Raw genomic sequence first — 11,945 nt, forward strand, 5'->3', positions numbered from 1 at the left:
CTGCTAGGCTGCGGCCAACAGGGCAGGGGGCACATATGGATCGGCTAAAAGGCAAAGTGGCTATCATCTCGGGCGGGGCCACTGGCATCGGCGCCGCTGCCGCCCGCCTGTTCGCCGCTGAAGGCGCTGCGGTGGGCATCATCGACCGCAATGTCGACGCAGGCCAAGCCCTCGCCTTTGACCTCGTGCAACGAGGCCACCGCGCCTGTTTCGCCACCGCCGATGTGTCGCGCAAAGATCAAGTCGACGCCGCCGTTGCCACCGTCAAAGCCCAGCTTGGCCCGGTCAACGTGCTGTTCAACCACGCTGGCACCATCGTCATCAAACCCTTCCTTGAGACCGAGGAAGCCGATTGGGACATGCTGTTCGACGTCAATGTCAAATCCATGTACCTGATGACCCGCGCCGTGCTGCCGATGATGCTGGCGCAAGGCAAAGGCTCCATCGTCTGCACCTCCAGCATTTCCGCCGTCTACGCCACCCCAATGGAAGTCCTCTACGACGCCACCAAAGGCGCCTGCCACATGTTCGCCCGCGCCATCGCGGTCGAGTTCCGCGACAAAGGCATCCGCTGCAACGCCGTCTGCCCCGGCTTTATCGAAACCCCACACGGCCTGCGCGAAGTCGCAGAACTCACCGCGCTGGGCGTCGATGCCTCCGACTCAACAATCAAAGCCGCCCAAGGCCGCTTCGGCCAACCCGAAGACATCGCCCGCGCCGCCCTCTACCTCGCCTCCGACGACGCCGAATTCGTCACCGGCACGCAACTCTTCGTCGATGGCGGGTTTTCGGCGGTCTAGCGCCGAAAATCTGCCACGATCCCGCGCTACACCGAAGCCATGATCACAGACCTCATCACCCCCGGCACCACCGCCTTCGCGGCGCTCTGCCTTGCAGGCTATCTCCTGCTGGCCAATGCCCTTGCCTATACCGCCTTCGCCGTCGACAAATCTCGTGCCATCCGCGCCGAACGCCGCATCCCCGAGCGCAGCCTGTTGATCCTCGCCACCTTGGGCGGCTGGATTGGGGCAAAGCTCGCCCAACACCGCCTGCGCCACAAAACCCGCAAACAGCCGTTCGGCATCCTGTTGAACCTGTCGGTGCTGGTGATCCCCGGCCTGATCGCCACCGCCATCCTCCTGCAATCCGACCTGACATGGGACAAAGTCTCCACCCACGTCACCACCACGGCGCAAGGCCTGCTCGGCTCCAGCACAACAACCGAGGCCCCCGCCCTGCCGCGCCGCTTCGGTCCCGGCAGCGACGCCCCCTAACGCACGATCAGCGCAAAGGCGTTGATGAAATTGCCGCCCAACTGCATCCCCGGATAATCCGTCACCTCCAGCGCACCGCGCCCGACGGGAAGCGAGTTGTTCACCCGGATCATCCGGGTAAACGCCACCGGCCCGGAGTAATAGCCGCTGATCACCACCGCATGCGCGCCGCCCGTCACCCATCTGCCGCACATGATCAGCGGACCGCGCTGCAAATACGGCTCCAGCCCCTCAATCTCCGCCGGAGGATTGCGCACCAGCCGCATCCCCAAAGAGATCGCATACAACTCCAGATTGGCCATATTCGGCGGCAAGCCACCGCCGCCACCATCCGGCGTCACCGGATCAAACTGCGCTTGCCCCGGTATCGCACTGGTCATCCGCCCCGAGGCCAATCCCCCCGACACCACCCAGCAACTCATCGCGGTATTCTGCCCGATCACTGGCAGCGGATGCACCAACTCGGTCACCAGCCCCAGCGCCCGCCAGCTGAGCGGCCCCGCAATGCCATCCGGCACCAGCCGCCCGACCGGCCCGGTATAGGTGCTTTGAAACCGCCGCAGCGCCGCGTCGGTCAGACGGCCAAAATCGCCATCCTCCTCCAGCACCGCAATCGTGCGGTCATGCACCAAAGCGTTGTTCAACATCCGCTGTAAGAAAACGACATGCGGGTCAAGGCTGCCCCTGCGCAAAGTAATCATCAGATTGCTCCAAAATCGAAGGTCAAAGATCAAAGAAAGCTAGGAAAAAACTGCCGTCAAACTGCGCAAAGGCTAGCACAGCTTTTGCCCGCGCCAAGCAGATTTTTCAGCTCTCCCGAACGGCCTCGCGCGCCACCGCCCCAGCTTTCAGACTGACAAAAATACTCAGACCGGAATGGACTTCCCTTCCGGTTAGCCGGAGGCATCCGACCTCACCCCCAAGCGCACCCTTCCAGAACCGCCATCGGCCAATCCCCGCACCCGCTGCGCTCAACCGCTAGGGTGCCCCGCCGATCCGTGCTACCCTCGCCCGACTCAAAGCCCCAAACTCAAAACAACAGCCAGCGCAACAGGAGGCCAAGATGACCAAACACCTCGCCGATCACCGCCCCACATCCGATGGTGGCCGTTTGCAGCACTTCCTGCGCGTCGAGCGCAGCCTGTCGTCCACAGCCCCGCGCACCCTGCACCAACGCCCGCAATCGCGCAGCGACGACAACCCCCGCCTGCAACACTACCTGCGCATCGAGCGCGGCGAGCAGGCCTGAACAAGCCCCCGCCGCCAAAGCCGCTTCCCGACGACGCATAACACAGGGCCGCGCCCGACCTCGGGAGGACGCGCCCACGCCCGTTCTAGGCGCTTTATCCCTCAACCCCTCCCGCAGATTTTCTGCTGGCAACCATAGCAAACGCGCCCTCCCGGCGGGAGGTCGGGCGCGGCCCGGCGGCGCTAAAGCGCCTTGATTCCGGGCAAGAGCCGATAGATCTGAAATCCCGTTTAGGCTAAACGCACGATATGCCGAATGGCGGCTAAGCGGGACGGAACGGACATTCGATAAGACTGGCGGTTGAGACTTCAGAACGCTAGTATTCACGCATGAAGATACTGATCTTGCCGGGTCTAGATGGCACGGGGAAACTCCTTTCCGAAGTCGTAGAAATGCTCGCGTCTGAGCATGAAGTGACCGCCGCTCAATACGCGCCAGACATGATTTCTTACCAAGACCTCAAAACGAAAGTGGAAGAGGTTTTACCTGCTTCCGAATACATCATCGTCGCAGAGTCTTTTTCTGGTCCGCTCGCTGTCATGATCGCCTCCCAAAAACCAATAGGACTTCGAGGCGTGGTATTTGTTGCGACCTTTGCAAAGACACCGATAAAGGTGCCAAAATTTCTTACTTACCTTATTGATATAGCTCCATTTAAGTCGCGCCTACTGATGCGACTGGCTCAACCTTTCCTAATGGGCAGGTGGGCGACACCGGAATTTACGAAGAGGTTCAGGCAAGTGATGAAGGCGGTTCCGGCATCGACAATTGCAGGACGACTACGAGAAGTTCTTGAGGTCAATGTCGTTAAGCAGCTTGGCAGCATTGAGGTTCCAACCATTTATTTGACTGCAAGAAGTGATAGATTGATCCCTTCAAGAATGGCATCAGATTTTGACCGTCCTCTAAATACGGCTATTGTGATTGAGGGCCCGCATTTTCTACTACAAGCAAACGCGGCAAAATCTTCCAAGCATATCTTGGATTTTGTTGCTCGAATCGACTGAACTCGCATATGCAAGTTTGTTCGCTTTGGGCTGATTGTGTTGAAAAACTCCGCCTAACAAAAACCGTGTCGAAAACTTGGAACTTTTCTCTCGCAAAGGACCTCTAGGCATACGACGTTTTCAGATAGGCCATTCTGCGGGATAGTTTTCTAATGATCTGCAGCCTTCGAGCGAGGCCGCGAGTTTTTCAACAGAATCGGCTCAAAACAGACGTTCATCTAGGTTGATAAATTTGGCCCAAACAGCGGCTGTCGAAACCCCAATTCCACCTAATCCTTAACAAACTCTTAAAACCTTACCCCTAACCCCATGACTCCAAACATATAAAAAAGGTCCCGAGTTGGGACCTTCCTCATTCTCTCCAAAACCGGAAGCCTAAACCCTCAGGCCCGCACCAGCTTTTCATACTGATCCGAGATCCCCAAAGTCAGCGCCCCGACCTCAAAGTTATACTCGCCAATCTGCCCAACCGGGGTAACCTCCGCCGCTGTCCCGGTCAGCCAGCACTGCTGGAACCCCTCCAACTCGGCGGGCAGAATGTGCCGCTCATGCACCACAATCCCCTGATCGCGCAGCATCCCGATCACCGTCTGCCGGGTGATGCCGTTCAGGAACGCGTCCGGCAGCGGCGTGTGAACCTCACCATCCTTCACAAAGAAGATATTCGCCCCCGTCGCCTCGGCCACATAACCGCGATAGTCGAACATCATCGCATCCGAACAGCCCTTCGCCTCGGCGGCATGTTTCGACATCGTGCAGATCATATAAAGCCCCGCCGCCTTGGCTTCATGCGGGATGGTTTCAGGCGAGGGCCGCTTCCACTTGGCGATGTCCAGCTTCGCCCCCTTGGTCTTGGCGTCGCCGTAGTAATTGCCCCAAGACCACACCGCCACCGCCATGCGGATCGGGTTTTTCTTCGACGCCACGCCCATATCCTCACCGGCGCCACGCCAAGCCAAGGCCCGCACATAGGCATCGGTCAACCCATTGGCCTTCAGCGTGGCCTCTTTCGCCGCCTCAATCTCGGCCACCGAATAGGGCAGGTCCATATCCAACAGCGCGCCGGATTTCCGCAGCCGCTCCGAATGCTGCACCGATTTGAAAATCTTGCCGTTATAGCAGCGCTCACCTTCAAACACCGACGACGCATAATGCAGCGCATGGGTCAGGATATGCACATTGGCCGAACGCCATTCCACCAGCTTGCCATCCATCCAGATGAATCCGTCCCGATCGTCATACCCAGCCATCGCAGCCTCCATATTTGCGAATATTGCGCTGTATAGGTCCAAAACGGACATAATATTGCGCGAAATCACGAATCCGCTAAACCTTATGTCTTGGAATGTCAACAAGGCTGACGTATCTTGTGGGGCGGAGGATACCCAATGGCCGAACAAAGCACCGGCGGCGAAAGCCTGCTGTTCCTGACCGATGAGAACCTGCGCAAGGGCATCGAGGCGATGTTCTTCGCCTATCGCGGCTTCACGGCTGACCCCGACCGCATCCTTGAAGACATGGACTATGGCCGCGCCCATCACCGCGCCGTGCATTTCATCAACCGCTCTCCGGGCACCACCGTGGGCAATCTGCTGACCATCCTCGGCGTCACCAAGCAATCGCTGAACCGCGTGCTGCGCACCCTGTTCGAAGATGGTCTTGTTGAGGCCCGTATCGGCAAACAGGACAAACGCGAGCGGCACCTTTACCTCACCGACAAGGGCCACAGCCTTGAACGCGCCTTGTCGGATGCCCAACGGGCCAGAATGCGCGCCGCCTACCGCGCCGCAGGCCCCAGCGCCGTGCAAGGCTTTCGCACTGTGCTTGAGGCAATGATGGACGCCGAGCAACGCCGACAGTATCAAGGCCTGAAAGAGGGCAGCACATGACCGAATTACCCGCTCACCTGCTGGTCGTGGACGACGACGAGCGCATCCGTGGCCTGTTGCAGAAATTCCTGATCCGCAACGGGTTCCTCGTATCGACCGCGCGCGACGCAGCCCAAGCCCGCCGCCTGCTGGCGGGGCTTGATTTTGACATGCTGGTGCTGGATGTGATGATGCCCGGCGAAGACGGCATCAGCCTCACCCGTGCCTTGCGCCAAAACCTGACCGTGCCGATCCTGCTGTTGACCGCCAAGGGCGAGACCAACAACCGCATCGAAGGCTTTGAAGCCGGCGCCGACGATTATCTGATCAAGCCGTTCGAGCCGAAAGAACTGCTGCTGCGCATCAACGCCATCCTGCGCCGTGTGCCTGCCGCCAAAGCCTCCAGCCCCGCGCCGAAAGTGCTGCACATGGGTCCGGTGCGCTATGATATGGATCGCGGCGAGCTGTGGCGCGGTCAGGATCTGATCCGGCTGACCTCAACAGAGGCCGCCTTGATGCGGATATTCTCGGCGCAACCGGGCACGCCGATGTCGCGCGATAAACTGGTGGGCGACATGCCGCGCGAAGACAGCGCAGGTCAGGAACGTGCGGTTGATGTGCAAATCACCCGTCTGCGTCGCAAGATCGAGGACGATCCGAAATCCCCGCGCTATCTGCAAACGGTGCGCGGTGAAGGCTACATGTTGCAAACCGACTGACGCTTCTGGCGACGGTTCCTTAATAATTTCCTGCCAGTTTGGCCAAATAACAATCTTTGGGAGAGACCATGACCCTGCTGAAATGCGCAGCCGCCTGCGGCTTTGCTCTGCTGTCCACCACCGCCTTCGCGCAAGACCTTGTGCCCTATTCCGAGGCGGGCGGTTGGGCGGTAGAGGTTGATCCGACTTTGGGCAACGGTTGCCTGCTGTCGTCGGATTTTGAAGACGGCTCCCATGTCCGCATCGGTTTTGACCGCACCGCAGGCAATGGCTATGTGATCGCCGCCAACACCGCTTGGGGTGAGATCACCGACGACACCGAATACCCGATCAGCTTCATGCTGGATGACGAAAAATATGACGGCAGTGCCACGGGTCTGCATCTTGATGATCTGCCGGGCGTCATGGTTACCTTCGACAGTGTTGATTTCCTGACCGACCTCGCCGCGAAAAACACCATGACGCTGCAAAGCGAAGGCGCTGATGTGATGTCGATTGATCTGTCCGGCACGGATGAGGCGATTGCCGAAACCATCGCCTGCCAGGAAGTGCAAGGCTAAACCCTGCAGGGTCGGGCGGTGATTCCGCTCGACCACACTGGCCTGCCCAACCAGCCAGAAACCGTCCTGTTTTCGGCGTATTTTCGCTCAGCCAAGCCATCGCAGCCCGTAGGCGGAACCGTCGCGAACGTCGCGGGTTTTTGTCATGAAAGCGCCGCCTGCATGTCAATCGGGCGCAACGGCATGAAGAACAGGGTGGTTTTCCCGATTTCCCACCTTGGCCAACGCAATGGCAGTCGAGCTTCTGCCCCGTTTGCGGGCGGCGTTTTCACAGTTTTGCGCCCATAACCTTGGAGGACAAGATGGACCACAGCAAACATACCCCGCTGAACCGCACCGAATTCAACACGGCGGTTTTGGAAGATGCGCCGGTATATGGCGCGGATGATACCAAAATCGGCACCATTTCGCATGTTCATGGCGCAGGTGCCGTGACCGACGTGGTGCTTGATGTCGGTGGATTTCTGGGCATAGGCTCAAAGCCCGTGTTGGTCAGCGTCGACCAGATCAATTTGATGCGGGACGAGGATGGCAACATCCACGGCGTCACCTCTTGGACGAAAGAGCAGCTGAAAGACCTGCCAGAGCATCACCACTGATCGCATCAGGTCTGACCGCTTCTGACGCAGTAGTCTCTACCATTGAAAACCCGGGCTCGCCGCATGTGAGTCCGGGTTTTGTTGTCGAAATCAGCCGCAATCCGTGGTTCCGGTTTCGATCCAGCTGCATTACCATTCCGGCCAAAGTGCAAAAGGCCGATCTTGTGACAACGCTGATCCTTCACTCACCACAGTCCGAAAACCACCTGATGCCCCCCGGCCATCCCGAGCAGGTCGCCCGCTATGCTGCCGTGCAGGCGGGGCTGAAGGGTCTTGATCTGATCCACCGCAACGCGCCGCTGGCCGATGATGCCGATATTCTGCGCGCGCATCCTGCCCGCTATCTGGCCCGGGTGCGCGCCGCCGTGCCTGCCGCTGGTTGGGCGCAGCTTGACGCTGACACTTATCTTTCGCCCGGCTCTGTCACCGCGGCTTTGCATGCGGTTGGTGGTGCCTGTGCTGCCGTTGATGCCGTCCTTGCGGGTGAGGCGCGCAACGCCTTCCTCGCCGCACGTCCCCCCGGTCACCATGCGGAATCCGAGACTGCGATGGGGTTTTGCATCTTTGGAACGGTGGCCATCGCGGCCCTGCGCGCGCTGCATCAGCACAACCTTGCCCGCGTCGCGATCGTCGATTTCGACGTGCATCACGGCAACGGCACGCAAGATCTGCTGTGGCACGAGCCCCGCGCGCTGTTCTGCTCCAGCCACCAGATGCCGCTGTATCCCGGCACGGGCAGTCCGTCCGAGAAGGGCGCGCATGGCCAAATCCTCAACGTCCCGCTGTCCGAAGCCACTGGCTCCGGCCCGATGCGTGAAGCTTATGAACGCCTGATCTTCCCCCGCATCGCCGCGTGGAAGCCCGATCTGATCCTGATTTCGGCAGGCTTTGACGCCCATGCAGACGACCCGCTTGCAGGTCTTGAGTGGCAGACCGAAGACTACGCCTGGCTCACCCGGCGGATTTGTGATTTGGCGGAAAGCCTTTGCGCGGGCCGGGTGGTATCCTGCCTTGAGGGCGGTTATGATCTGCCCGCGCTGACCGCTTCGGTTGCCGCACATGTGGGTGTTTTGCAGGAGCGCGGGCGATGACCGACAAAGCCGTGGCAGATATGTCATTTGAAGAGGCGATGGCCGCCCTCGAATCCGTGGTCACCCAGTTGGAGCGTGGCGAAGTCGCGCTGGAACAATCCATTGCGCTGTATGAACGCGGGGCCGCCCTGAAGGCCCATTGTGCCGCCAAACTGAAATCCGCCGAGGAAAAAGTCGAGCTGATCCGCGCCGCCGAAGGCCGCGCCGTCGGCACCACCCCGGTGGAGGGGATGTGAGCTTTCCCGCATATCTCGCCGCCGATGCCGGGCTGATCCAGACCCGCATCGACCAAGCGTTTGCTGACCTTCCCGATCAACCGGTGATCCACGCCATGCGCTATGCCTGCGCCGGGGGCAAACGCCTGCGCGGGTTTCTGACACTGGAATCCGCCCGCATGCTGGGCATTGCCCCCGCAACCTCGATTGCGGCCGCCACCGCTGTGGAATGCCTGCACGCCTATTCGCTGGTGCATGACGACCTGCCCGCGATGGATAATGACAGCCTGCGTCGCGGCCAGCCCACCGTGCATGTCAAATGGGATGATGCCACCGCCATCCTTGCCGGCGATGCCCTGCAAACCCTCGCCTTTGATCTGCTGACAGACCCGGCACTTGGCACGCCCGAGATCCGCCTGAAACTGATCGCGGGCCTCGCCAAAGCCTCCGGCGCGCAGGGCATGGTGTTGGGCCAAGCGCTCGACATCGCCGCAGAATCCGCCACGACCCCGCTGACCCTTGACGAAATCACCGCGCTGCAAGCGGGCAAAACCGGCGCGCTGATCCGCTTTGCGACCGAGGCAGGCGCGATTCTGGCCGAACAGAACCCTCGCCCCCTGCGCGCCTATGCCACCGCCCTTGGCCTTGCCTTCCAGATCGCCGATGACATTCTCGACGTTACAGGCGATGCCGCCATTGCCGGAAAACGCCTGCAAAAAGACGCAGCCGCTGGCAAAGCCACCTTCGTTTCCCTGCTGGGGCTTGATGCCGCACGCGCCCGCGCCAAATCTTTGGTATCAGAGGCCTGTGACCACCTTGCTCCCTACGGCGCATCCGCGCAAAACCTGATCGACTGCGCCCGTTTCACCATCACGCGGGAAAGCTGAGGCACCTATGGCTGACAAACCCAACACCCCGCTGCTTGATCGGGTCAAGCTGCCCTCGGATATGAAATCGCTGTCAGACCGCGAGCTCAAACAACTCGCTGACGAGTTGCGCGCCGAAACCATCTCGGCGGTTTCGGTCACTGGCGGCCACCTTGGCGCGGGCCTTGGCGTGGTCGAGTTGACCGTTGCGCTGCACGCCATCTTCCACGCCCCGCGCGACAAGATCATCTGGGATGTCGGCCACCAATGCTATCCGCATAAAATCCTCACTGGGCGGCGCGACCGCATCCGCACCCTGCGCACCGAAAATGGCCTGTCGGGTTTCACCAAACGCAGCGAATCCCCCTATGATCCGTTTGGTGCTGCGCATTCGTCCACCTCGATTTCCGCCGCGCTTGGCTTTGCGATGGCTGCAAACCTCGGCGGCGATCCCGGCGACGCTGTTGCGGTGATCGGTGATGGCTCCATGTCCGCAGGCATGGCGTTTGAGGCGATGAACAACGCGGGCCATCTGAAAAAACGCCTGTTCGTCATCCTGAACGACAACGAAATGTCCATCGCCCCGCCAGTTGGCGCGCTGTCAGCCTACCTTTCCCGGATGTATGCGGGCGAGCCGTTTCAGGATCTGAAATCTGCCGCCAAAGGCATGGTGTCGCTGCTGCCCGAGCCGTTTCAGGAAGGTGCGCGCCGGGCCAAGGAAATGCTGAAAGGCATGGCCGTGGGCGGCACCTTGTTCGAAGAACTCGGCTTTTCCTACGTCGGCCCCATTGACGGTCACGACCTTGACCAACTGCTGCCCGTGCTCAGAACTGCCCAAGCCCGCGCCACCGGCCCGATGCTGATCCACGTTTTGACCAAAAAAGGCAAAGGCTACGCCCCCGCCGAGGCTGCCCGCGACAAAGGCCACGCCACCGGCAAATTCGACGTGCTGACCGGCGTGCAGCAAAAAGCCGCCTCCAACGCCCCCAGCTACACCAAAACCTTCGCTCAGGCTCTGATCCGCGAAGCCGAATCCGATGACAAAATCGTCGCCATCACCGCCGCGATGCCCGATGGCACTGGGCTTGATCTGTTCGCCGCCCGTTTCCCCAAACGCACGTTTGACGTCGGCATTGCCGAACAACACGCCGTCACCTTCTCGGCAGGCCTCGCTGCGGGTGGGATGAAGCCGTTCTGCACGATCTATTCCACCTTCCTGCAACGCGGCTACGATCAGGTGGTGCATGACGTCGCCATCCAACGCCTGCCCGTCCGCTTCGCCATCGACCGCGCGGGCCTTGTCGGCGCAGACGGTGCCACCCATGCAGGCAGTTTTGACATCGCTTTCCTCGCCAACCTCCCCGGTTTCGTGGTGATGGCCGCCGCAGATGAGGCCGAACTCGTCCACATGGTTGCCACCGCTGCCGCCCATAATTCCGGCCCCATCGCCTTCCGCTACCCGCGCGGCGAAGGCACCGGGGTGGAAATGCCCGCCAAAGGCATCCCCCTTGAAATCGGCAAAGGCCGCTTGATCCAGCAAGGCAGCCGCGTCGCCCTTTTGTCCTTCGGTACCCGCCTAAGCGAAGTGCAAAAAGCCGCCGAAAGCCTTGCAGCCAAGGGCCTGACCCCCACCATAGCCGACGCCCGCTTCGCCAAACCTTTGGACCGCGATCTGATCCTCAATCTGGCCCGCACTCACGAAGCCCTGATCACCATCGAAGAAGGTGCCATCGGCGGCTTCGGCAGCCATGTCGCCCAACTGCTGGCCGATGAGGCGATCTTCGATCACGGCCTGAAATTCCGCTCGATGGTGCTGCCCGACACTTTCATCGACCACGCCTCCCCCGAAGCGATGTATCGCAGCGCCGGCATGGATGCCGCCCATATCGAGGCGAAAGTGCTGGAAGTCTTGGGCGTGGCTGTGGTGGGCAAGCGCGCGTAGCGGGTGATCCGCTGAAATCGCTGCGCAGCTATTGCGGCGAAAGCAACCTTCCCATTGGCAAACGAGAAAACGTTTTCCAAACCGGAAGTGTTAACGCGCCTGTTCCCGTTAAGTTGCGATCCGAAACGCGGAAAAGCCGTGGATTCATTGCCTTTGAATGGGGTGGGCGCGTTTCTGCGCAGAGGCTGGATTCCGCCAGCGCAACTTCGCCTGCACCCCCTACACGGCTGCGTGAACCCAGCCTGTTGGACTCCTTTGCCCATCCATAGCGCCTACCTCTAACAAGCCCGCATCAATGCCGGGCGCTAGAGGAGGACCACACCATGAAACTTTCCATTGCTTTTGCAGCCGTTGCTCTGCTTGCCGCTCCGGCTTTCGCCGAGGACGTTAAGGTCGATCCGTCGACCGTCACTTGCAACGATTTCTCGCTGCTGGATGCGCAGAACATGACAACCGTTGGCATCGCCGTGAAAGAGTCGCTGAAGGACGATGCGAGATATTCGGCCCTGACGGACGAAGAAATGACCACGGTCGCGGCCGAGGCCTGCAAAGCCT

15 protein-coding genes are annotated in these 11,945 nt (G+C 60.4%); 13 read left to right on the forward strand and 2 right to left on the reverse strand.

Annotated elements, in window-relative coordinates:
* Window positions 1-35 precede the first annotated feature (35 nt).
* Both U1A24_RS10235 and U1A24_RS10240 read left to right on the forward strand, forming a co-directional pair.
* Window positions 36-800, forward strand: coding sequence for an SDR family oxidoreductase (locus U1A24_RS10235; RefSeq protein WP_322321875.1), 765 nt, complete (start codon window positions 36-38; stop codon window positions 798-800).
* A gap of 39 nt (window positions 801-839) precedes the next feature.
* Window positions 840-1,274: a DUF1294 domain-containing protein gene (locus tag U1A24_RS10240; protein WP_322321876.1), complete on the forward strand. Its 435-nt coding sequence runs from the start codon at window positions 840-842 to the stop codon at window positions 1,272-1,274.
* Here U1A24_RS10240 and U1A24_RS10245 read toward each other — a convergent pair.
* Window positions 1,271-1,975, reverse strand: coding sequence for a peptidoglycan-binding domain-containing protein (locus tag U1A24_RS10245; protein WP_322321877.1), 705 nt, complete (start codon window positions 1,973-1,975; stop codon window positions 1,271-1,273). The two genes, U1A24_RS10240 and U1A24_RS10245, sit on opposite strands and share 4 nt — an antisense overlap.
* Window positions 1,976-2,337: 362 nt before the next feature.
* Here U1A24_RS10245 and U1A24_RS10250 point away from each other — a divergent pair, with 362 nt between their 5' ends.
* Together U1A24_RS10250 and U1A24_RS10255 are read left to right on the forward strand one after the other, a co-directional pair.
* On the forward strand, window positions 2,338-2,523 hold the full coding sequence (locus tag U1A24_RS10250) for a hypothetical protein (protein ID WP_322321878.1): 186 nt from the start codon (window positions 2,338-2,340) through the stop codon (window positions 2,521-2,523).
* A 329-nt stretch (window positions 2,524-2,852) separates the two neighbouring features.
* On the forward strand, window positions 2,853-3,530 hold the full coding sequence (locus U1A24_RS10255) for a hypothetical protein (protein WP_322321879.1): 678 nt from the start codon (window positions 2,853-2,855) through the stop codon (window positions 3,528-3,530).
* Between the two features lie 383 nt (window positions 3,531-3,913).
* Here U1A24_RS10255 and U1A24_RS10260 read toward each other — a convergent pair whose 3' ends face one another.
* A complete protein-coding gene (locus tag U1A24_RS10260) occupies window positions 3,914-4,780 on the reverse strand; it encodes a branched-chain amino acid aminotransferase (protein WP_322321880.1) in 867 nt (288 codons plus the stop codon).
* 138 nt (window positions 4,781-4,918) lie between these two features.
* Between U1A24_RS10260 and U1A24_RS10265 the strand changes: the two genes are divergently transcribed.
* The 9 genes from U1A24_RS10265 to U1A24_RS10305 form a co-directional block, all read left to right on the forward strand.
* Window positions 4,919-5,419 carry a MarR family winged helix-turn-helix transcriptional regulator gene (locus U1A24_RS10265; protein ID WP_322321881.1) on the forward strand — a complete coding sequence of 167 codons (501 nt, stop codon included), beginning with the start codon at window positions 4,919-4,921 and terminating at the stop codon, window positions 5,417-5,419.
* The gene (locus U1A24_RS10270; RefSeq protein ID WP_322321882.1) at window positions 5,416-6,117 is read left to right on the forward strand and encodes a response regulator; all 702 of its coding nucleotides are present in this window, start codon (window positions 5,416-5,418) and stop codon (window positions 6,115-6,117) included. Before U1A24_RS10265 ends, U1A24_RS10270 begins: the two co-directional genes overlap by 4 nt.
* Before the next feature lie 68 nt (window positions 6,118-6,185).
* Window positions 6,186-6,677, forward strand: coding sequence for a hypothetical protein (locus U1A24_RS10275; protein ID WP_322321883.1), 492 nt, complete (start codon window positions 6,186-6,188; stop codon window positions 6,675-6,677).
* 302 nt (window positions 6,678-6,979) lie between these two features.
* A complete protein-coding gene (locus tag U1A24_RS10280) occupies window positions 6,980-7,276 on the forward strand; it encodes a PRC-barrel domain-containing protein (RefSeq protein ID WP_322321884.1) in 297 nt (98 codons plus the stop codon).
* Between the two features lie 164 nt (window positions 7,277-7,440).
* Entirely contained in the window at window positions 7,441-8,367 is a 927-nt protein-coding gene (locus tag U1A24_RS10285; protein ID WP_416173483.1) for a histone deacetylase family protein, read from the forward strand.
* A complete protein-coding gene (locus tag U1A24_RS10290; RefSeq protein WP_322321885.1) occupies window positions 8,364-8,603 on the forward strand; it encodes an exodeoxyribonuclease VII small subunit in 240 nt (79 codons plus the stop codon). The genes U1A24_RS10285 and U1A24_RS10290 overlap by 4 nt, the downstream gene beginning before the upstream one ends.
* Window positions 8,600-9,469: a farnesyl diphosphate synthase gene (locus tag U1A24_RS10295; protein WP_322321886.1), complete on the forward strand. Its 870-nt coding sequence runs from the start codon at window positions 8,600-8,602 to the stop codon at window positions 9,467-9,469. The genes U1A24_RS10290 and U1A24_RS10295 overlap by 4 nt, the downstream gene beginning before the upstream one ends.
* Window positions 9,470-9,476: 7 nt before the next feature.
* Window positions 9,477-11,390, forward strand: coding sequence for a 1-deoxy-D-xylulose-5-phosphate synthase (dxs, locus tag U1A24_RS10300; RefSeq protein WP_322321887.1), 1,914 nt, complete (start codon window positions 9,477-9,479; stop codon window positions 11,388-11,390).
* A 323-nt stretch (window positions 11,391-11,713) separates the two neighbouring features.
* On the forward strand, window positions 11,714-11,945 hold a 232-nt coding region (locus U1A24_RS10305), incomplete at its 3' end, for an HdeA/HdeB family chaperone (RefSeq protein ID WP_322321888.1).

Source organism: Cypionkella sp. (genome assembly GCF_034376685.1).
Classification (GTDB): domain Bacteria; phylum Pseudomonadota; class Alphaproteobacteria; order Rhodobacterales; family Rhodobacteraceae; genus Cypionkella.